Consider the following 20,829-nt stretch of genomic DNA (forward strand, 5'->3'; position numbering starts at 1 on the left):
ATGAATATTTTGTGTTGTGTTCTGTTGATACCGTAAAGATTAAATAATAATGATGTAGAAACAATGGAGAGAATTTTGAACAACTGTTGGGTACAATGTTGAAATGAGAAGAAAAACGTGAGATCAGTTTTGAAAATACGTCGAGTCCCCATTGCACTGCGCTTATTTCTCACCGTTTTATTGACGACATTAGTCATTACAACGGTGAGCTTAAGTGTTTTGCACTGGACCATGCAAAAGAATTTTGCCAAATATGTCGCAGATGTCGAAATGCAAAAACTTGATCATCTGATAGAAAATTTGGCAGATGTATATGGGGTCTATCAAGACTGGGGTAATGCGGTTCAAGCACAGATTTTACAAATTGAAGGCGATGCTGCTCCTGATGATTATGATAAGTTGTCACGCTGGTGGCTACGTCGTCAATATGATATTGCTTTACAACAGCGCTATTTTAAAGAACATACGATAGTAGCGACTTTGGGACAAACAGATGGTGCAGTTCATAAGTCTCAGCTGGATCAAGAAGAACTAAAAATTCTTGAAGAGAATTTACCCTCAGCTTATCAGCCATTTGAAGGTTTGAAGTTTCCACTGAGCTCAAATCAAAATTTATTTAGACCCTCTGATCGTAAAGGAAAAAAATCATCTATAGACAAAGGACATCTTTCAGCGGGTCGTGAAGAAGCAGCTTCAGCACCTAAAGAAACGTTAACGAGAGATTCAATGCGGACTGTAAATCCACAGAATGGCAAAAAGATATTTGTATCATTGCCTGACCGCTTAGGACTCAGTTCACGCCTTTCATTATATGATGCAAAACAACAGTTTATTTTGGGTGAACCTTCTGATGATCAGGTTTCTTATCGTCCGATTTTGGTCAATGATCAGGTGGTAGGGTATCTAGGTTTAAAACCAGTTTTAGATCAGGATGATGCATTGAGTATTAACTTTTTTAGTAATCAAAAACGTTATTTAGTACTGATCTATATCTTCACATTCTTATCAAGCTTGGTTGCAGCCTTGTTATTGGCGACTTATTTTAAAACACCGATTCAACGTTTATTGAACGCAACTCGTGAATTAACCAAAGGTAACTACCAGCATCAAGTGGTGATTAACCGCAATGATGAATTAGGAGACTTGTCTACTGAGTTAAATCAGTTGGCTGTCATTCTCGACCAGCATGAAACATCACGCCGTCAATGGGTTGCAGATACTTCACATGAGTTAAAAACACCATTGGCAGTATTGCAGGCACAAATTGAAGCCATGCAAGATGGGATTCGAAAGCCCACACCAGAACATTTTGAAGCGATGTTACGTCAAGTCACAAGCTTGAAAAAATTGACACAGGATCTAGCGGATTTAGCCCAAGCTGAAGCACAACAATTGAAATGCTACTTTGCAGAAGTTGATCCTTGGTCCGTCATTTTACAGGAAATAGAGAATTTTAAACCTAAATTTGAACAGGCTGATTTAACAATTTCAGCCAGAGGTGAGGGGGCAAAATTACAATTAGATATAGATCGTTTTAAGCAAATTATGGTCAACTTACTTGGAAATAGTATTCGTTATACTGAAGCAGGCGGTGAAGTTCAAGTCCATACAGAGCAAGATGCAGATTCATGGAGTGTGATCGTAGATGATAGCCCATTGGGTCTGAGTGATGAACAGATTGCACGCTTGGGAGAACGCTTCTATCGTGTGGATAATTCACGTACACGTAGTACAGGTGGTACAGGATTGGGCTTGGCTTTATCAGGTAAAATTGCACAAACACTCGGTGGTCAGCTTACTTTTGATCATTCGCCATTAGGCGGTTTGCGTTGCAAACTGACATTTTCAAAACATACTAAATTTTAAAAGGAATAGTACAACATGAAGCATATCATGCTGGTAGAGGATGAAGTTGAACTTGCGCAATTGGTGCGGGATTATCTAGAAGCAGCGGGCTTTGAAGTCAGTATGTTTCATGATGGTCAAGAAGCTTATGACAGCTTCCTGCAACGTAAGCCGAGTTTAATGGTATTGGATTTGATGGTCCCGCGTATGGATGGTTTGACCATTTGCCGTAAAGTGCGTGAGCAAACCGACTTACCGATTATCATGGTGACTGCACGAACAGAAGAAATCGATCGTGTCTTGGGTTTAAATATGGGAGCAGATGACTATGTCTGTAAACCTTTTAGCCCAAAAGAGTTGGTGGCACGTGTACAAGCGGTATTACGCCGTTTAGAACGTAAAGCTGAACCTGAAGCCAATGACTTATTTCGTATTGATAAAGCACAACAACGTATCTGGTATCAACAAAAATCGTTGAATTTAACGCCAACTGAATTCCGCCTTTTAGAGCTTTTCCTCGAACATTTGGGACAAGTCTATTCTAGAGCGCAACTTTTAGACCATATCAACCCAGATAGTTTTGATGTTGCTGACCGTGTTATTGATAGTCATATCAAGAACTTACGTCGTAAAATATCTGAAGCTGCTGAAACTGGAAATCGTCATGAATGGGTACAAGCTGTTTATGGCGTAGGCTACCGTTTTGAATATCCAGAAGATTAAGTTTTCAACATTTTAAGTTCACCATTGTGGATAAACACAGGTTTATCCACAGATATTGTGGGTAAATGTTTATAAATGTAAAAATTTATGTTTGAAAAATAAGCATATAACTTATGGTTATCGATAGATGCTGACTTGACTGAATCAGGTATAGACAGGTCTGTTGATCTAAACCTGTAATTCAAAGCTACTATCAAATGCAGTTATCAAAAGACCGCTAATTATTTAATCTGTTGATAAACCGCCAATATCTGCTTTTGAGCTTTGGTTAGACTCTTGGCCACTAGCTCATAAGAGCCTTCAACTAAGTCTTGAATCAAATCAGCACTGATCTGTTCACCTTCATAGACTGAAATCCAATGACGTTTATTCATATGATAGCCCATCTGAATCGAGGGGTAGAGATCTTTTAACATTTCGCCATGATCAGGTTCAACTTTTAAATTAATTAGTTTTTTGCCATGCAGTTCAGAGCCTAACATAAACATTTTTCCCACCACCTTAAAAACAGGAACATCCTCACCAAAAGGGTAGCTAAGTTCGGCTTTAGGCAAATCTGATGCAATCTTAAATGCTAAAGTTCGGATTTCTTCACCTGTCATCACTGTCTCTTTTTAAAATATTCTTTATGAATAAATGCTAATCACTGTTCCATCATCGACCAGCTTCCAAATTTCATCCATATCTATATTTCTAACGGCAATACACCCCCATGTCCAGTCATTTCTAGGTAAGTACGTCATTAAACTAGGGAGTTTTTCCATTTGTGAGCGTGTTGCTGAACCATGAATCATAATGTCGCCACCAGGAGAAACGCCGAGTTGGTTGGCTTTAGATTTATCCTGTTGGTTTGGATAGGACACATGCAGCGATTTATAAAATGCACTATTAGAATTACGCCAATCTAAAATATAACGACCTTCAGGGGTTTTTCCATCACCTTCTTTAACCTTATGTCCAATAGGATCAAAACCTAAGCGCATTGGATATGTTCGTATGTCTTGATCATGATGCATGAGTTTAACAATACGATCTGATTTATAAACTTTAACTTCGGTGATTGGCGTGTCTTGACGGAGACGTTGAATGTCTTGCTCAGATAAATTCTGCACGTGTATGGCAGCATTTGCCGTTGGAATAAATTGATTATATTTTTGATAAGTCCAGACACTAGCTATAGCCAAAAGAATCAAGCATGGAATGAGGTATTTTTTATTCATTTTAGAATACTAATGTTGTAAAACCCTGTATTGCCTAAATTTTATTCACTCTAAAGACAAAAGCTGTAGTTAATTTGTGATTGTGGATTTATCCTGTGGATAAACACAAGTTTATCCACAGAAATTGTGGGTAACTATGATGAGTCAGATCAAAGAAAGCGATTCGGCAATTTATTTGATCAAGACGAACAACTCACCATTACTTCAGGAACATCACTTGGTAAAGGTGCTAAGTCTTTGGCTGTTTCTAAATCCTTTTGTTTGGTAAAGGGCTGACCAAGCAATTTAAATAGGCGATCAACCTCAGAAAAATCATCACGTTCAGCCTGTTCAATGGCTGTTTGTAGCATATGATTTCTTAAAATATAGACTGGATTAGCCTTTTTCATTTCCGCATCAAGTACATCAATATCTTGCTGCTCACGAATACTGTGATATTGCGTCAAGAAGCTTTCAAATTGAAAGCGATCTAGGCAATCATCTTTAATAGCTTCATATTCTTTATTCTGTAAGCGAAGAAAACTGTTGGTATAGTCGAGTTGCTCACTTTGTAGAATTCTTAAAAATGCCATACCGCAATCAAAACTATCTTTATGGAAGGCAGGTAGTCCAAGTTTTTGGCATAGCCCATGGGTATAATGTTCTAGAAAGGTCGGTTCAAAATGCTCTAAACATTTGACGAGGTCTTGCTTAAATTGTTCTTTATTTTCTGCTTGTGCTAGTGGAATTAAATTGTTTAACCAATTCCATAAATTCCAATGTGCAATACTCGGTTGGTTTTGGTAGGTATAACGGCCATTGTAATCACTATGATTGTTGATCCAATTGGGACGGAAACGCTCCATAAAACCATAAGGGCCAAAATCAAGGGTAGAACCTGTAATATTGAGATTATCCGTATTCATAACACCATGAGCAAAACCCACCAATTGCCATTTGGCGATCATGATCGCAGTGTTTTGAATCACTTGCGTTGCAAATGCTAAAACAGTGTCTTCAAACTTTTGTTGTTCAGTACTCAAACATTGTGGATAGTGCCATTCAATACATTTTTGGGTAAATTCAGTGAGTAACTCAGGCTGATATTGATTGATCCATTCAAAATGCCCTAAACGGATGTGGCAATCCGAAGTGCGTAACATCATTGCACCAAGTTCAAGTTTTTCTCGTTGTACGCCTTGGGTTGAGGAGGTAAAGCCTACGGAATTGCTTGAAGGAACCCCCAGTGCATTGAGTGCATGACCTGCTAGATATTCACGAATCACAGAACGTAATACAGCACGTCCGTCTCCCATACGAGAGTAGGGAGTTGAGCCTGCGCCTTTTAAATGGAGGTCAATGGTTTGACCTTGTTGATTTAAAATTTGCGCTATCAATAGGCCACGCCCATCCCCCAATTGACCTGCCCATTGTCCAAATTGATGCCCTGCATAAACCATGGCAAGGGGATGAAATTCAGGAAAGGTTTTTTGCCCGCTACAAATCTTGACCCATTGGGTCTTTTCATCTTCAGACCATTGTAATTCATCCGCAAGTGCAGCATTAAAATGCCCAGCCTTTGCACCTTTCAGTGGGCTAGGCATTTGCTCATGATAGAGCTTTGAATCGAGAAATGGGTAACGTGGGGCAAATTGCATAGCGATCGGTCACAATGGTTTCACTTGTCCTCTCAATATAGCAAAGTTTTAAGCTGTTGAGATAATGTCGACTGTTTTAGTCGACAATAAATAGCTTTGCACCAAATGTGGTGGAAGAACGATGCGCTTCAGCTTGGTCTGCAACTTGATAACTCATCCCTGCTTTTAAGGTAAAGGTACGTCCATCATCAAGTTCAGTGTCCAATTCACCTTCTAAGCAAAACAGGATATGACCTTTAAGACACCAGTGGTCAGCCAAATAATCTACAGAATATTCGACCATTCGCACTCGAATATTATCAAATTGTTGTGTGCGCCAAAGCGCAAAACCTTGCTCACCCTCATGACGCGTTGTTGGAACTTCTGACCAGTTGGTAATGCCAAAGGGGATGTTATTAATTTGCATATTATTTTCTCTCAATATTATCAGTAGGAATGTCTGTAAAACTGGATAAAAGAAAAGCCCCTTTCGGAGCTTTGCTTTTGATGTGTATTGAGAGTTAAGAAACAACGTTCTTTTTGATTCCACGCATCAATGTTTCTAAACGTTCACGATGGAAAGCAAGTTTCTGTTCGACCAATTGGAAATCAACTTTGAGTTTGACATCCATTTGGTGAATTTTCTCAGCAACAGATGCTTTTTTCGCTTGTAGCTCTTGTTCTTTTAACGCAGCCCAATCATTTAATGTATTGGTGAATGCTTCATATTCTTGCGATACTTTTTGTTTCATCGCGATAATATCTGCATTGACGTTATGACCATAAATCGCTAAATCCTGTTCAGCATATTTAAATCTCATCGCCAATTCCGCTTTTTTGATATTAAAGCTTGGGATACGACGTAGGTTCTTGGCTAAACCGATTTTAGAGCAGGACCAAATCAACCATTTTGTTGGATCATATTGCCACCATTTCACACCATTACGATAATCGTATTGGAAAATATGGTGATAGTTATGATAACCCTCGCCCCATGTTGCAATGGCAAGAACAAAGTTATCTCGTGCAGTATTTTCGTCAGTATAAGGACGTTTGCCCCACATATGACAGAGTGAGTTGATAAAGAATGTTACATGGTGGCTAATAATTAAGCGGAGTAAACCACCTAAGAGTAGTACACCCCACATGTCACCTACAGCCCACCCCAGAGGAACTAAAATCGCAGCATGTACGGCAATAACAAGTGGGACATAATACTTGTCTTGGAACATAACCACTTTGTCATTCAACAAATCAGGTGCATTTTTATAATTTGATTCAGAAGCGGGATAGTTACGTAACATCCAGCCAATATGAGCGTACCAAAAACCATTGTTAATCGAATACGGATCTTGATCTACATCATCCACATGGCGGTGATGTGTACGGTGACCAGAAGCCCAGAACAAAATACTGTTTTGAACAGCAAAAGTTCCCATGATCATCAAAATGATTTTAAGTGGTAAAGTCGCTTCGTATGCACGATGTGCCCACAAGCGATGATAACCTGCAGTAATACCTAAACTACTGAGACCGAGTAAAACGAATAAACTAATCCAAGCTGCCGCACTAAAATCATGGTGGTAGGCATATAAAGGGATCGCAATTACTGCCACAAGGGGTAAAAACACCAAGGCAAAAACACCGATCCAATTTATTGGGGCTTTGGGTAGGGGAGCATTCATCTCCAACAGCACTCCTAAGAACCTTAATCAGGTAAAGTTAAACGCATAGCTTCAGCATTTTTCTAGGCTATACTTTCACAGATATTATCATGGGCGAACATGTGTTCACTAGTATTAGTGTACATCTGTATTGTATAAAACAGTAACAGAATAAAACATGAATTCTAGCGGTTTGATCGAAAAAAATGAATGGTTAAAACGTCGTATTTAAATGTCAAAATAGTGTAAGAATTTTTCTGTCTTATCCAATTTGATTTTTAAGGGTTTAGACGCTTGATTCTCAAGTTAAATTTTAATTTTTGAAACCCTCTAAAGTTCAAAATAAAATTCTACTTTATTGTGTTATTAAATGGATTTGAGTTATTGAATTTGTGCTAAGGCAAGCTGCATCATTTTGGGGAAATCTGTAATTAATCCATTGATCCCCAAATCTCTTAAATGCTTAGCGCGCTCAATATCATTGACGGTCCAAACACTGATGTCCAAACCTGCACGCTGGGTTGCTTGAATGAGCTCATCTGTTGCCAATTGATTCATCCATCCAATCTGGCAGCATCCCAGTTGTAATGCTTGTTCGATTGCACGTTGTTGGATGTCATCTTCAATCAGTAGACCACGTTTAAAACTTGAGTTTTGCTGTTGTAAGGCTTGATGTATTTTTAAATCAAAACTGGTAATCGCCGCAACATTTTCAAAACCTTGCAGTTGTTTTTGTAATTCGATGATGAGTTTTTCAGCGTGTTGCAATGTTTCTACAGCTTTCACTTCAACTTCAATATGCTCAAAGTCCTGCATAATCTTTAGGCTTTGGCTTAAGGTTGGGGTAATTTGTTTTTCCCAATCCATCCAGATATTGGCTTGGTTATAGGCCGCTAATTCAGCGCTGTTTAAATCATACAGTGCTTGATCTATTCCAGTTGTTCTTAAAAAATTATCATCATGCATGATAATGAGTTCATCATCTTTTAATTGTCGAACATCGAATTCAACTGCACGGATACCTAAATCGTGAATATATTGAAATCCAGCTAGGGTATTTTCAGGTGCTTCACCACGCGCGCCACGATGTCCGATAATTCTCATAATGAACTCACATACTCATTTTCATCTGTCTGGTAATCGTTTAAGTCTTACTTTTAGCAATAACTTGACTTTATCATACTGTTAAAAATTTACTTTTAGACAGTGATTTATCGTTAAATCGTGTCATTGATGTTCTTTTGCCAAAGCACTTCACTACCGCCTTCTGCGCGTTGTAAGGTGCGTGAAGCTACAAAAAACCAGTCGGATAATCTGTTAATTAATTGTAGAGCAGTTGCTTGAATATTTTGATCACGACTGTGTACAGTCATTAAGCTGCGTTCTGCTCGACGACATACAGCACGTGCTTGATGTGCATAACTACATGCTAAAGTTCCAGAGGGTAGAATAAAGTCTTTGAGCATTGGTAAGTCTTCATTCATTTTGTCGATTTCCTTTTCAAGGAATTCAACACAAACAGGTTGGAGTAAGTTGTAGTTGGGAATACAGACTTCACCACCCAAATCAAATAGCCAGTGTTGAATCAAGCTCAGTGATTTATCCCAATGGGCTTTATCAACGATGTTACTCATTGAAATTTGTGAACGTAATACACCAACAATAGAATTTAGTTCATCTACATCACCGAGAGCGGTAATACGTAAGTCATCTTTCGCTACGCGAGAACCGTCTCCTAATCCTGTGGTGCCTGAATCGCCTGTACGGGTATAAATTTTACTTAAACGATGTCCCATAATTTTGTCCTAGATAAAAATGAAAAGATAAACAATAAAAAAGGATAATGTCGGTCAAAACATTATCCATAAACTGCGCTGTTTTAGATATTTTTTTGGGTGTAGCTTTTAGTAGCGGAAAGTTACCCCAGCAGATGCAAGTCGACCACCGTTGATATAGTAAACACCACTACCGTTATATGCTGTCTTATAATTAACATCACCAATGTTTTCAATATTGGTAAAGAGTTTAATCATTGGAGTCGCTTGCCAGTAAGCATTGACATTAGTACTAACATAACCAGGCGTTGTGGTTGGTGTGGTCGATGGGTAATCTGCAAAATCTTTTGAATTAGATTTTGCGACGACAGATGCAGAAATACCATATACGCCATCATCCCAACCTGTAGTTAGAGTTAAACTTTGGCGTGGTCGGCGAGTCAAATCTTTTTTAGTTTCATCATCTTTTGCTTGAACATAAGCATAAGTTGTAGTTAAAAAGAGTTTATCTTGTTGCCATTTAAATGAAGCTTCACCACCAGTAAAGTTTGCTTTATTTACGTTAACTAATTTACCCGCCTGATAACTAATCAGGTTGTCTACTTTATTGCGATAGATAGATAAACCTAAATCAATATTATGATTGAGTTTTTGATCGACACCGATTTCATAAGAAAAGCTTTCTTCTGGTTTTAAATCAGGATTTGCTCCCCAAGAAATTGCATATAAATCATTGGTTGTTGGTGCACGAAAAGCTGATCCCACATTTGCATAGATGCTTGTAAGTGGTAAAACTTGATAACGGACAGCACCTTGACCCACTGTGTGTGTACCAAACTTATCGTTGTCTTCTACACGAATACCGACTTGAGTTTCTAGACCATTGTGTTGATATTGATGCTGTGCAAAATAGCCAATAGTATCTACAGATTCTTTGTATTTAACATCTTGTCCGCCAAACAGATTTTTCGAATAAACATCACCTTTAATATCTTTAAAGGTTGAGCCGAATAAAATGTTTTGAGCAGGTGTCATTTGCCATTTTGTATAGAGCTCAGCTTCTTTGGTTGTACTATGTACATAATCTGGAGAACTATTTTGCTCAATATTGTCTTTAAATTGCGAAAGTCGGGCATGAAGTGCGACATTATCTAAAATATCGACTCGACCTTTTACATTAATGATTTCGTTTTTAAAATCTTGAGAAACAAGATTACCGTAATTGTCATAATCGCTATAGCCTTGATTTTCACTATAATCGACTGAGGCTGCATAGCGCTCTTTTTCAACACCTATTTTGGCACTATAACCCTTTTGATCAAAACTTGCTTTCTTGTTGTTTTTTGCATCTGTTACAGGAGTACCATCAGTTTCTAGGCGTTGTCCGCGAACTTGGGCATAGAAACCATCTTGAGCAAGATCAGCCCCAATCACTGCCTTATAGGTGTTATTTTCACCCATTTCACCAGTAACAAAAGCGCCTGTTTTTTCAGGTGTTTTGGAAATCAGCTGAACTACACCACCAATCGCATCGGCACCATATAAAACTGAAGCAGGTCCTTTTAATACTTCAATTTGTTTAATATCTGTCGTATCAATAAAAGGTAAAGATGCTGCACCAGCAGTATTTGAGTTTAAGCGAACGCCATCTCTTAAAAGTAAAGTATGGTTAGAGTTTGTACCACGTAAGAAAATAGCAGCTGTTTGTCCATAGCCACCGCTTTGTACCATATTGATAGAAGCATCGTTCTGTAACAGTTGCGGTAAAGATGCTATTGGTGATTGTTCAAGAATCTTCGGCTCAATAATATTGATTCGAGCAGGAACTTCACTGATTTTTTGCTCAGTACGAGATGCTGTGACAACGATTGTATCGAGTTTCGAATTTGCTTCTGAATTTGAAGAAGTATCTGCAAAAGCAGTAGAAGATAACCCCATCGCAATAGCGACAGCACCTACAAGTGCAGTAGGTTTAAAAATAACAGACATGATATGCTCCATACATTCACTCCCCGTGAATGATTGAGTTTAAGGGCACAACAAGTTGGTATCCGGACTTAAATATAGAACCTAACGTGATTCAGATTATTCCACCTTCCCACAAAACATTGCAGTGGTGTAAGCCTTTTGACTTATAAAGAATAATATTTTCATTTTACCGTTGCGGGGGCAGTGTTGGATTTTCACCAACTTCCCAAAGCCTTAAGCTAGACTTGTTGCATTTGTGTGCAGTATAAAGTTTGTTTAGTGTATAAACAATGTAAAACAGATAATCCTATTGAACTTTAACGCAAGTGAATAAATTTGCTTTACAATGATTTGCTTAAAATACTGAAAAAATCAGTTTGATCTGAACAAATTCGAGTTCAAAGCTATGCGTACCCGTGCCAAAATTTGTGGGATTACACGACCCCAAGATATCCAAGCTGCTGTACAAGCAGGTGTAGATGCGATTGGTTTTGTGTTTTATGAACCTAGTCCACGTTATGTCACGATTGAATTGGCTCAGCAATTGGCACAACTGATCCCACCGTATATCAACATTGTTGGATTATTTGTCAATGCCAGTGCACAAAACATTGCACAAGTATTAGAGCAGGTGCCTTTGGATATCATTCAGTTTCATGGTGATGAAACCGCACAACAATGTCAGCAGATCGCACAGTATAATAAGCGTCGTTGGTATAAAGCGATTCAGATTAAACCCGATGCAAAAAATTCAGATATTATTACGACAATTCAGCAATACCAACAGGCTGGCGCAAGTGCTATGCTTTTAGATGCATGGCATCCTGAACTGAAAGGAGGGACTGGACACAGTTTTGACTGGTCTCAATTCCCTAAACTCGATATTGCTTTAATTTTGGCAGGTGGTTTAAAACCTGAAAATATTGAAGACGCTATACAAACGACTCAAGCGTATGCAGTCGATGTCAGCGGAGGCGTAGAATCCGCAAAAGGTATCAAAGACCAACAACTCGTAGAACGATTTATGCAAGGAGTCCAACGTGGATCAGCAAAGTAATCAACAAAATAGTGTGATTGACTATACCCAATTCCCAGATCAAAACGGGCATTTCGGTATCCATGGCGGACGTTTTGTGTCAGAAACTTTAATGGCAGCTTTAGAGGATTTAGAGAAACTCTATTTCCGTATGAAAGATGATGCGCAGTTTCTGGCAGAATTCGACCGTGATCTCGCTTATTATGTCGGACGTCCTAGTCCGCTTTACTATGCTGAGCGATGGTCGAAAGAGTTGGGTGGTGCGCAAATTTATCTTAAACGTGAAGACTTAAATCATACAGGCTCACATAAGGTCAATAACACCATTGGTCAGGCGCTACTTGCGAAGCTTTCTGGCAAAAAACGTATTATTGCGGAAACGGGTGCAGGTCAACATGGTGTGGCGACTGCAACAATTGCCGCGCGTTTAGGTCTTGAGTGTGTGGTATTCATGGGGGCTGAAGACGTAAAACGTCAGGCCATGAATGTCTACCGTATGCGTTTACTTGGTGCAACAGTTGTACCTGTAGAAAGTGGTTCTAAAACATTAAAAGATGCCATGAACGAAGCAATGCGTGATTGGGTAACCAATGTAGATTCGACTTACTATGTGATTGGTACGGTTGCAGGTCCACATCCATATCCGCAATTGGTACGTGATTTCCAATCGATCATTGGTCGTGAAGCACGTAAACAAATTCAAGAGCAAGCAGGTCGTTTACCAGATGCTTTGGTTGCATGTGTCGGCGGTGGTTCAAATGCAATGGGCTTGTTCTATCCATTCTTAAATGATCAAGACGTCAAAATGTACGGTGTTGAAGCCGCAGGTTTAGGCATTGAAACAGGTAAACATTCAGCACCATTAAATGCAGGCCATGTTGGTGTTTTACATGGCAACCGTACTTATTTAATGTCAGATGAGCAAGGTCAGATTATTGAAACACATTCAATCTCAGCAGGCTTGGATTATCCTGGTGTGGGTCCTGAACATAGTTTCTTAAAAGACATGCATCGTGTGAATTATGTGCCAATTAATGATACAGAGGCTCTTCAAGGCTTCCGTGATTTGACTCATATTGAAGGGATTATTCCTGCATTGGAAAGTTCACATGCAATGGCTTATGTGACTAAACTCGCGCCAACAATGTCGAAGGATCAAATTATTATTGCGACGGTATCGGGTCGTGGTGACAAAGACTTAATGACTGTTGCACGTATTGATGGTGTTGAAATGGTCGAGATGTAATTCATCTTACTCGATCAATTTAAAAGCCTCTTTTATAGAGGCTTTTTTATTTCTGGACTAGACAGGATCATGGGGAAACTCTACAAAAAGCACATGGAAATCATGAGCTAAATTACCCAAAATTTAATGAAAATAATCGGTTAATTTTTTATATGCGTTTTTTACAACGGGTTCGAGCTGAACCTTTTCCTGAAAAAATTGTCTGGGGATGGAAAGACACATTTGCGATTTGTATCATCCCTTTAATTATTTTAAATGGCTTTATTTTAGAAAAAATCTTTGGAATCTCGATAGCTGTTAGTCTGGGTGATACCATTTTAAGAGGCGTGCTATTTATTTTAGTGTGCTACTTATATAAGGATATGTTGCTTACACATTGGCAAAAGTATAAACAGGCCTTTTGGCGCTCAAGTGTCTTGGTGGTGGTTGGTGCAATCGTGTTACAAGTAGTAATCACATTGACACGTCAGCTTTTACCCCTTGGGTCGAGTACACAAGAAAAAGACCTGATTGACCCTGAATATATTCCTTTTCTCAGTCTGTTGATCATTAGCTTGGGTCCACTATTTACTGCGCTTTTAGAAGATATTGTGTTTCGCTATACTTTATTGCAAAAGTTATTTATCCAAGCGTGGTTATGGCGCATTGTACTGATTATATTGAACTCTATATTATTTGGTCTGATCCATTATTATAATTTTGATGGAAATTTAATCTCGACAATCAGCTTTATGAGTGCAGGTTTATTTTTAAATCTGATCTATTTGTGGACACGCAATATTTGGCATGTATTACTCATTCATTTTTTGAATAATGCCATATTATCTGTGGGTGGGATTTTATTATTAAAACTTGTTCAAACATTAACTTAGTGACTGAATATGTCTAGTTTATTTATCGTTATGTTGGGTGGCCGTCATGCACGTGCCAATGTTGAAGTTCATGATGTGGTTCTTGCCGTAGGCGATTCGCTTGAAGAGGTTTATCCTCAATTAAAAAATGCGTGGTTTGGTGAGCAACAGGGTTTACACATCGACGCATGGCAAAAATTACAGGCTTTAGTGTTTGAAAATAAAAAATATCAAATACATTTTACTGATGCGCAACCGAATGTATCAGATCAGAAGCTTTGGCTGATTAATTTAGGCGGCTATGATGCAAATGAGTTTGGTGAGTTACACCGCTATATCCTGATTGTTGCTCAAGATGCGATTGAAGCGAAAGCCAAGGGTAAACAGTATTTTGCAGGGCATTGGCAAAAGCCACATACCGATCGAGTTTTAGAGATAGATGATTGTCTGGCGATAGATCAGGTATATGGCCGTTATGTGCAATTGGTTGAAGTAGATTTGAATGCTGATTTTCATGCAGAGCTTGACCAAAGTGTTTGGGAGAATACCTATTTGACCATCTGAATTGTCATCGTTTGATCTGCTTAAAAGGGCGTTGTATTGCAGCCTTAAAAGATTAAGCGGATCTTAATTTTAAAAAATTGACATCAATCATTGCATTGCTCTCTCATAATCTAGTCAGTGTAACAACAGAATCTTCGCAATGTTTTCAGCAAGTATGCATAGACTTGAAACTCAAACAAAACACTGCGGAGTATGATCAATGAGTGGTTTATTAGATGAGTTAGGTAAAATTGCAGGTGCAGTGATTGCTGAGCAAAGTGTCGATAAGTTAGATCCTGATGCTGGCTTGCTAGAAAAAGCAGCTGGCGCATTTGCAGGTTATGAAGTCGCAAAAATTGCCGAAGATAAATTAGAAAATAGTGATGAGCAGCAGAAACCAGAGGATTAATTCAAAATCGCTAAACTCAGCTTTGGGCATTGATCTTAATCAATCCTGTATAAGATCAATAAACTACAGGGTTGAACAAGTTCAGTATTGGGATGACAGCTGTGATTAAAGAGAGGGCATATTCGATATGCTCTTTTTATTATCTGAAATAAAGATAAGCAATGAAGAAAAACATCCATAACGTAATAAAAATATGCTTTGCCCGTAAAGCATTGCCAATTCGATCTTTGCACAATGCTTATCAATAAAATCGCTATAAAATATGGAAAAAAAGCATTTCTTTGATAGATCAATACTCGTTATATTGTGCATCGTTATAATGAAACTACTAGCTGTACGCCATGTATTTATATACTGATTTCGATCAGCAACTGATCAATGAACGTGTTGCACAATTCCGTGATCAAACGGAACGTTATTTAGCTGGAAAACTCACTGAAGATGAGTATCGTCCATTACGATTACAAAATGGTTTATACGTACAGCGTTATGCGCCAATGCTACGTATTGCTGTACCTTACGGTTTAATGAACTCTAAACAATTACGTAAAGTTTCAGAGCTTGCCAAAGAATATGACCGTGGTTATGCACACGTTTCGACACGTCAGAACATTCAGTTTAACTGGCCTGCGCTAGAAAATGTGCCTGATATGCTTGAAGGTTTAGCTTCTGTTCAGATGCATGCGATTCAAACTTCAGGAAACTGTATCCGTAATACCACAACTGACCAATATGCTGGTGTTGTTGCTGGGGAAATTGCAGATCCACGTCCGACGTGTGAATTGATTCGTCAGTGGTCTACATTCCATCCTGAGTTTGCATTTTTACCGCGTAAGTTCAAAATTGCAGTTTCTGCACTTGAAGAAATTGATCGTGCAGCAACTTCATTCCATGACATTGGGGTGTATTTAACTCGTAATGAAGCGGGTGAGTTGGGTTATAAAATCAAAGTAGGTGGTGGTCTAGGTCGTACACCTATCATAGGTTCTATGATTCGTGAGTGGTTGCCACGTGAAGATTTAATTGCTTATTTAGAAGCAGTTCTTCGTGTTTATAACTTGCATGGTCGCCGTGACAATAAATATAAAGCCCGTATTAAAATTTTGGTTAAAGCACTAACACCACAAGTTTTTGCTGAAAAAGTTGAAGCTGAATTTGCTGAAACAATTAAAACCTTGAAAGTTCAACCTGAAATTTTGCAAAAATTAGACGAAGAGTTTATGCCGTTTGATTATCAAAATTATGCAGATGAAGATTTCAGTGGCTTATTTGCTGAATATCCAAAGTTTAAACAGTGGTTCAATATCAATACTAATGCACACAAAGTTGCAGGCTATCGTATTGTCACTATTTCACTGAAACGTGCAGGTATTGCACCAGGTGATATGACTGTTGAAGAAATGAATTTGATTGCAGATCTTGCAGACAAATATACATTTGGTGAATTACGGACCACACACGAACAAAATATTTCCTTGGTCGATGTACCTCAGAAAGATTTATTTGAATTGTGGCAAACGCTTGAAAAGAATAATCTTGCTCGTGCACATATTGGTTTTATTACCGATATCATTTGTTGCCCAGGCGGTGACTTCTGTTCATTGGCAAATGCGAAATCTATTCCAATTTCTGAAGCCATTACACGTCGTTTTGATGACTTAGATACAGTCTATAACTTAGGTCATATCGACTTAAACATTTCAGGTTGTATGAATGCTTGTGGTCATCACCATGTCGGCAATATTGGGATTTTGGGTGTGGATAAAAAAGGCGCTGAATTCTATCAAATTACCTTGGGTGGAAATGCAGACCATGATGCTTCAATTGGTGATATTTTAGGACCATCATTTGCAGCAGAATCTGTACCTGACATTATTGATGAAATTTTAAATACTTATCTTGATCTTCGTAACGAAGGTGAAGAGTTTATTGAAACTTATCGTCGAGTGGGTATTCAACCTTTTAAGGAGCGCGCATATGCTTAATACCGCACTTCAAGTCCTCTCTAAAGATGGCACTGTTGCAGACAATACCTATCAAATCATTGCTGAAGATGGAGTATTGCCACAAGGTGATGTGTTGTTGACCGTTGAGCAGCTGGATCAGCTTGCGAATGTGACGGGGAAAAAAGCACTATTTCTTACCGTAGATGCTTCACCTGAAACCAATACGTTTCCATTAGATCAGTTAGATGCGATCTTTATTGATTTCGCCGGTTTTAATGATGGTCGTGGTTATTCATTTGCTGCGTTGTTACGTCGCCAAGGCTATACAGGCGATCTTCGTGCAACAGGCGATGTGTTTAAAGATGTTTTGAACTATATGAAGCGTTCTGGTTTCGATACTTTTGTTGTGAAAGAAGGTAAAGATATCCATGAGGCAGCAGCAGGTTTAGGTGATTTTACTCAACCTTACCAAGCATCTACAGCTGTACCAAAAGCGCATTATCAAACAGGTGCTTGATTGTATTAAGTACTGATTTTGAAATGAAAGCCGAACGAAAGTTCGGCTTTTTATTGTTCTCAAGTTAAAGCTGGTGTAGCCATTGCTTATTATGAATATGATATGAACGATATAAATTGGTATTCGGCTTTATCTGTATCGTACCCAAATCAATATTGATTCAACATAAGATCATCTGTTAGTAAAACCTTTCTCTGATTAAAACTATTGATAAAAATTTCATCGTTGCATTTTTGCAATGTTGTAGGCTGGAAAAGTCTATATATCTACAACAATGAACAGCAGATAATTAAACAAAGATGATTCATGGTGGATGAAATGTTAAATCAAACAATGGGTGACTTATCGCTACTCAAAGGCTGGAACGCAACTTTACCCAATACTGAAGTCATGCCTGTACTATTTTTGGGACATGGTTCACCCATGAATGCGATTCAAACCAATGATTTTACCCGTACTTGGAACAGCATTGGTGCAGAAATGGACGTACAGCCCACAGCAATTTTATGTATTTCTGCACATTGGCTTACCCAAGGTGGTACAGCCGTCACTGCAATGCAACAACCGAAAACCATTCATGATTTTGGTCGTTTTCCTCAAGCTTTGTTTGATGTGCAATATCCTGCAACTGGAAATAAAGCTTTGGTTGAGACAACAACTGAAGCAATTCACAGTATAGAAGTTCATCATGATCATAGTTGGGGATTAGATCACGGAACATGGGGGGTGTTATGTCATGTATTTCCACAAGCCAATATTCCTGTTGTTCAATTGAGTGTCGACTATAGTCAAGGTGCCCAATATCATTATGACTTGGCTAAACAATTAGCGCAGTTACGTCGTAAAGGGGTATTGATTGTTGCCAGTGGTAATCTCGTACATAACCTAAGCAAAATTGCCTTTGATAAATTTGATGATCATTATGGTTATGATTGGGCTTTAGAAGCTGATGCAAAGATGAAAAATTTCTTAGCCACGCATAACCATCAAGCTTTAATTGACTGGCAAAAGCAAGGTGCTGAGTTTTTATTGTCGATCCCCACACCTGATCACTATTATCCGATGTTATATGCCTTAGGCTTACAGGAAGAGAAAGATGAGTTACATATTTTTAATGATCAAGCCGTCGCTGGTTCATTAACCATGACCTCATTTCGACTTGATCAACATTAATTTCAAATGTTAAGAATATAAAAGTTGGGTCTAAGGATTCAGCTTTTATAGTATTGGTGAAATTGAGTTAGTCATATTTATTCTCTCAAGATAGAATTCTTTTAAGATGACTACTTAATTTTTGAATATTAAAGCGTTATGTGGAATTTGTACTTAAATCTGTGTTATTACTAACTTAAATTATTATTTAATACATTATTTATGTGGCAATTTTTCAAAAATTTTTTTAAACAGTCTCAATCTTTGCCTCCTGTAAAAATTGAAGAAAATCAGCAGAAAGTTATTGTAAATACGATAACTCAGTCTGTTGTTCAAAATACTCAAAGCAGTCCAGATATAGATGATTATACATATAGGTTTAATGGAAAAGAGCTTACAGACTTTGAAAATTCATTATTAAAACTAAAAAGTTATGATGGTTACACAAGACAGAAAATGTTGAAAAAGCTTCAACAATGTTTTGAACCAGAGCTTTTTCCACATTTATTGTATCGCCTTAGTGATTATGTTGAAGTAAATCGTCATTTGGCTGCAGAACATATTGTGCGTTGGAGTCAACGACCTGAATTTTCTCAGCTTTGTAGTGATTATTTTTTTGAAATTTCAATGTTGCAAAATCGAGATCGAACAGATAGTGATTCGTTAAAGTTATTGCTATCGGAAGTAGCGAGCAATAGAGTTTACCTCTCAGAAACTTTAATAAATAAACAAGGTAAACTTCCTCGTATTTTATTAAAATTTATTCTTCAATATCAATGGATAGAAGAATACGAGTTACTTCAATTCTGTGGATTAGCCAAAGATCAACATATCCGAGCTTTTTGGTTCAAGCAGTTGATTCAACACAAAACTGATGAAGAAGTTCTGTATCAATTGAAGCAGAGTTCCAATAGAGATGTGCAATATCGTTTATTTGATTTTTTATACCAGAAAGATGTACTCACTACAGATGATTTAATCTTATTTTGGCATAGTAAATTTCTTACGATTATGGATTATGCCTATTTTGCTTTAAGATCAAAAAACTTTAATTTTGAAATGTATTTTAAGGCACACCCAGTTGAGCAGTTATCTACATTTGAGGTAAGGATTCGTGCACATCAATGGATGTTATTAAAAGGTGATCTAACTGAATTTTATACGATTATTGAGCAAGTCAATCAACCCTTAATTGTAGATTCAATCTTATCTTTAGCATTAAAACAAAAGTATATTGAAATAGATCAATATTTTAGTTTTTGTCGAAAAATGGGGCGGAAATTACATTTCTATCACTTGTCAAAAGCAAAAAAATACTTGAGTGAAAAACCTAGTCTAGATGAGCTTATTCACTATTCGTCATTCATCGATGATGGAATCAGTTTCCATCAACGGCTGGAATTGGTTAACGGCAGTAATTTTGCGGATCAACTATATTGGTATGTTAAACAACATGACTATATTGAAACAATCGAAGACCAACAGCTGTTAGGTTCTTATGTTCGCCAAAATTTACAAAATTTGAAATATGCAATATATGGCGTACAGTGGACAGAATCACAAAAAATTGAAATGCGTAGTCGATTACCTGATTTTACACAGTTATATCCAGATATCTTTGACGATCAAAACATTATAGTTCTATTAAGACCTTATCTAGAATAATGGTGAATTAATAAATTTATAGAAAAATGCTGTAGCTAATGATGGCTCTAATAGTAAAGGAAATAAGAAACCATAGATTGCACCGGTAATATGCGCGCGGTGATCGATTAATGGCGAATGTCCTGAACGGATTGCATACAGGCTATAGCATAAATAAATCGTCCCAAAAATAATCGCGGGCACAGGTAAAATATAGATATAAAGCATGCCCCAAGGGTTAAACAGAATCGCACTAAATAATACTGCATTAACGGCACCCGAAGCCCCTAAACTTCGGTAGGAATTTAGGGTTCGATTATGTAAATAGCTGGGAATCGCAGCAATGATGATGGCGCTGCAATAAAATAAGACAAAGCCCATACCACTTAAGTAATCACGGAAAAACCATTCAACATTTCGTCCAAAGAAGTACAAGGTAAACATATTGAAAAATAAATGCATACCATCTTTATGGATAAAACCATGGGTTAAAAAGCGATCATATTGACCATGCTTAATCGCTGAAACATTGAAAATCAAACGATTCATTACATTGCGTTGTTGCCAAGCAATAAAAGAAATCGCAAGTGTGATTAAAATAATCAGAAGGGTATGGGTAAGACCAGTGATCATATTGTTATAAATGACGTTGTTATCGTAACAGCAATATAACC

At 37.8% G+C, this 20,829-nt stretch carries 20 protein-coding genes and 1 riboswitch; of the genes, 11 read left to right on the forward strand and 9 right to left on the reverse strand.

The annotated features are described in order from the left end of the window. The first annotated feature begins 129 nt into the window (after positions 1-129). Together baeS and AC2G3J_RS02660 are read left to right on the forward strand one after the other, a co-directional pair. Positions 130-1,866 carry a sensor histidine kinase efflux regulator BaeS gene (gene baeS / locus AC2G3J_RS02655; RefSeq protein WP_483770621.1) on the forward strand — a complete coding sequence of 579 codons (1,737 nt, stop codon included), beginning with the start codon at positions 130-132 and terminating at the stop codon, positions 1,864-1,866. A 15-nt stretch (positions 1,867-1,881) separates the two neighbouring features. Continuing rightward, entirely contained in the window at positions 1,882-2,568 is a 687-nt protein-coding gene (locus AC2G3J_RS02660; protein WP_004725942.1) for a response regulator, read from the forward strand. A gap of 221 nt (positions 2,569-2,789) precedes the next feature. Here the strand turns inward: AC2G3J_RS02660 and AC2G3J_RS02665 are convergent, their stop codons facing one another. The 8 genes from AC2G3J_RS02665 to AC2G3J_RS02700 all read right to left on the reverse strand — a co-directional run bounded on the left by AC2G3J_RS02665 (position 2,790) and on the right by AC2G3J_RS02700 (position 10,832). Beyond that, a complete protein-coding gene (locus AC2G3J_RS02665) occupies positions 2,790-3,170 on the reverse strand; it encodes an MmcQ/YjbR family DNA-binding protein (RefSeq protein WP_483770622.1) in 381 nt (126 codons plus the stop codon). A 24-nt stretch (positions 3,171-3,194) separates the two neighbouring features. Continuing rightward, positions 3,195-3,788, reverse strand: a complete 594-nt coding sequence (locus AC2G3J_RS02670; protein WP_483770623.1) for a L,D-transpeptidase family protein — start codon at positions 3,786-3,788, stop codon at positions 3,195-3,197. A gap of 179 nt (positions 3,789-3,967) precedes the next feature. Next, complete coding sequence (locus tag AC2G3J_RS02675) at positions 3,968-5,425, reverse strand: protein adenylyltransferase SelO (RefSeq protein WP_483770624.1); 1,458 nt, start codon at positions 5,423-5,425, stop codon at positions 3,968-3,970. 76 nt (positions 5,426-5,501) lie between these two features. Then, complete coding sequence (locus AC2G3J_RS02680; RefSeq protein ID WP_419327647.1) at positions 5,502-5,831, reverse strand: DHCW motif cupin fold protein; 330 nt, start codon at positions 5,829-5,831, stop codon at positions 5,502-5,504. A gap of 94 nt (positions 5,832-5,925) precedes the next feature. Continuing rightward, positions 5,926-7,089, reverse strand: coding sequence for an acyl-CoA desaturase (locus AC2G3J_RS02685; RefSeq protein WP_419327646.1), 1,164 nt, complete (start codon positions 7,087-7,089; stop codon positions 5,926-5,928). Between the two features lie 360 nt (positions 7,090-7,449). After that, positions 7,450-8,172, reverse strand: a complete 723-nt coding sequence (locus AC2G3J_RS02690; RefSeq protein ID WP_419358863.1) for a glycerophosphodiester phosphodiesterase — start codon at positions 8,170-8,172, stop codon at positions 7,450-7,452. A gap of 113 nt (positions 8,173-8,285) precedes the next feature. Continuing rightward, positions 8,286-8,864 (reverse strand): cob(I)yrinic acid a,c-diamide adenosyltransferase, encoded by a 579-nt coding sequence (locus AC2G3J_RS02695; RefSeq protein ID WP_262087002.1) that lies wholly within the window; start codon positions 8,862-8,864, stop codon positions 8,286-8,288. 108 nt (positions 8,865-8,972) lie between these two features. Further along, a complete protein-coding gene (locus tag AC2G3J_RS02700; protein WP_483770625.1) occupies positions 8,973-10,832 on the reverse strand; it encodes a TonB-dependent receptor plug domain-containing protein in 1,860 nt (619 codons plus the stop codon). A 36-nt stretch (positions 10,833-10,868) separates the two neighbouring features. After that, a riboswitch (cobalamin riboswitch) is annotated at positions 10,869-11,075 on the reverse strand. A 142-nt stretch (positions 11,076-11,217) separates the two neighbouring features. On the opposite strand from AC2G3J_RS02700, the gene AC2G3J_RS02705 reads away from it, so the two are divergent. The 9 genes from AC2G3J_RS02705 to AC2G3J_RS02745 all read left to right on the forward strand — a co-directional run bounded on the left by AC2G3J_RS02705 (position 11,218) and on the right by AC2G3J_RS02745 (position 20,176). Then, positions 11,218-11,868 (forward strand): phosphoribosylanthranilate isomerase, encoded by a 651-nt coding sequence (locus AC2G3J_RS02705; protein ID WP_336953587.1) that lies wholly within the window; start codon positions 11,218-11,220, stop codon positions 11,866-11,868. Beyond that, positions 11,852-13,093, forward strand: coding sequence for a tryptophan synthase subunit beta (trpB, locus tag AC2G3J_RS02710; RefSeq protein WP_004725964.1), 1,242 nt, complete (start codon positions 11,852-11,854; stop codon positions 13,091-13,093). Before AC2G3J_RS02705 ends, trpB begins: the two co-directional genes overlap by 17 nt. A gap of 152 nt (positions 13,094-13,245) precedes the next feature. Beyond that, a complete protein-coding gene (locus AC2G3J_RS02715; RefSeq protein ID WP_419358867.1) occupies positions 13,246-13,965 on the forward strand; it encodes a CPBP family intramembrane glutamic endopeptidase in 720 nt (239 codons plus the stop codon). Positions 13,966-13,974: 9 nt separating this feature from the next. After that, on the forward strand, positions 13,975-14,508 hold the full coding sequence (locus AC2G3J_RS02720) for a DUF1543 domain-containing protein (protein ID WP_483770626.1): 534 nt from the start codon (positions 13,975-13,977) through the stop codon (positions 14,506-14,508). A 199-nt stretch (positions 14,509-14,707) separates the two neighbouring features. Continuing rightward, positions 14,708-14,896: a hypothetical protein gene (locus tag AC2G3J_RS02725; protein ID WP_483770627.1), complete on the forward strand. Its 189-nt coding sequence runs from the start codon at positions 14,708-14,710 to the stop codon at positions 14,894-14,896. Between the two features lie 341 nt (positions 14,897-15,237). Beyond that, positions 15,238-16,881 (forward strand): nitrite/sulfite reductase, encoded by a 1,644-nt coding sequence (locus tag AC2G3J_RS02730; RefSeq protein ID WP_004725972.1) that lies wholly within the window; start codon positions 15,238-15,240, stop codon positions 16,879-16,881. Then, on the forward strand, positions 16,874-17,359 hold the full coding sequence (locus tag AC2G3J_RS02735; RefSeq protein WP_483770628.1) for a DUF934 domain-containing protein: 486 nt from the start codon (positions 16,874-16,876) through the stop codon (positions 17,357-17,359). The genes AC2G3J_RS02730 and AC2G3J_RS02735 overlap by 8 nt, the downstream gene beginning before the upstream one ends. Positions 17,360-17,665: 306 nt before the next feature. Then, entirely contained in the window at positions 17,666-18,532 is an 867-nt protein-coding gene (gene ygiD, locus AC2G3J_RS02740; RefSeq protein WP_483770629.1) for a 4,5-DOPA-extradiol-dioxygenase, read from the forward strand. Between the two features lie 201 nt (positions 18,533-18,733). After that, a complete protein-coding gene (locus AC2G3J_RS02745) occupies positions 18,734-20,176 on the forward strand; it encodes a hypothetical protein (RefSeq protein WP_483770630.1) in 1,443 nt (480 codons plus the stop codon). On the opposite strand, the gene AC2G3J_RS02750 is transcribed toward AC2G3J_RS02745, so the two are convergent. After that, on the reverse strand, positions 20,168-20,788 hold the full coding sequence (locus AC2G3J_RS02750; RefSeq protein WP_336953592.1) for a rhomboid family intramembrane serine protease: 621 nt from the start codon (positions 20,786-20,788) through the stop codon (positions 20,168-20,170). The two genes, AC2G3J_RS02745 and AC2G3J_RS02750, sit on opposite strands and share 9 nt — an antisense overlap. Between the last annotated feature and the right edge of the window lie 41 nt (positions 20,789-20,829).

The sequence above is a fragment of the Acinetobacter legionensis genome, from assembly GCF_057165765.1.

Bases quoted from the DNA above. Each gene is read 5' to 3' on its own strand.
- ygiD (WP_483770629.1), top strand. From the start codon at position 17,666: ATGGTGGATGAAATGTTAAATCAAACAATGGGTGACTTATCGCTACTC.
- AC2G3J_RS02665 (WP_483770622.1), bottom strand. From the start codon at position 3,170: ATGACAGGTGAAGAAATCCGAACTTTAGCATTTAAGATTGCATCAGAT.
- AC2G3J_RS02705 (WP_336953587.1), top strand. From the start codon at position 11,218: ATGCGTACCCGTGCCAAAATTTGTGGGATTACACGACCCCAAGATATC.
- AC2G3J_RS02745 (WP_483770630.1), top strand. From the start codon at position 18,734: ATGTGGCAATTTTTCAAAAATTTTTTTAAACAGTCTCAATCTTTGCCT.
- AC2G3J_RS02700 (WP_483770625.1), bottom strand. From the start codon at position 10,832: ATGTCTGTTATTTTTAAACCTACTGCACTTGTAGGTGCTGTCGCTATT.
- AC2G3J_RS02695 (WP_262087002.1), bottom strand. From the start codon at position 8,864: ATGGGACATCGTTTAAGTAAAATTTATACCCGTACAGGCGATTCAGGC.
- AC2G3J_RS02660 (WP_004725942.1), top strand. From the start codon at position 1,882: ATGAAGCATATCATGCTGGTAGAGGATGAAGTTGAACTTGCGCAATTG.
- AC2G3J_RS02680 (WP_419327647.1), bottom strand. From the start codon at position 5,831: ATGCAAATTAATAACATCCCCTTTGGCATTACCAACTGGTCAGAAGTT.
- AC2G3J_RS02720 (WP_483770626.1), top strand. From the start codon at position 13,975: ATGTCTAGTTTATTTATCGTTATGTTGGGTGGCCGTCATGCACGTGCC.
- AC2G3J_RS02690 (WP_419358863.1), bottom strand. From the start codon at position 8,172: ATGAGAATTATCGGACATCGTGGCGCGCGTGGTGAAGCACCTGAAAAT.
- AC2G3J_RS02670 (WP_483770623.1), bottom strand. From the start codon at position 3,788: ATGAATAAAAAATACCTCATTCCATGCTTGATTCTTTTGGCTATAGCT.
- AC2G3J_RS02685 (WP_419327646.1), bottom strand. From the start codon at position 7,089: ATGAATGCTCCCCTACCCAAAGCCCCAATAAATTGGATCGGTGTTTTT.
- AC2G3J_RS02750 (WP_336953592.1), bottom strand. From the start codon at position 20,788: ATGATCACTGGTCTTACCCATACCCTTCTGATTATTTTAATCACACTT.
- AC2G3J_RS02675 (WP_483770624.1), bottom strand. From the start codon at position 5,425: ATGCAATTTGCCCCACGTTACCCATTTCTCGATTCAAAGCTCTATCAT.
- AC2G3J_RS02730 (WP_004725972.1), top strand. From the start codon at position 15,238: ATGTATTTATATACTGATTTCGATCAGCAACTGATCAATGAACGTGTT.
- AC2G3J_RS02715 (WP_419358867.1), top strand. From the start codon at position 13,246: ATGCGTTTTTTACAACGGGTTCGAGCTGAACCTTTTCCTGAAAAAATT.
- AC2G3J_RS02735 (WP_483770628.1), top strand. From the start codon at position 16,874: ATGCTTAATACCGCACTTCAAGTCCTCTCTAAAGATGGCACTGTTGCA.
- AC2G3J_RS02725 (WP_483770627.1), top strand. From the start codon at position 14,708: ATGAGTGGTTTATTAGATGAGTTAGGTAAAATTGCAGGTGCAGTGATT.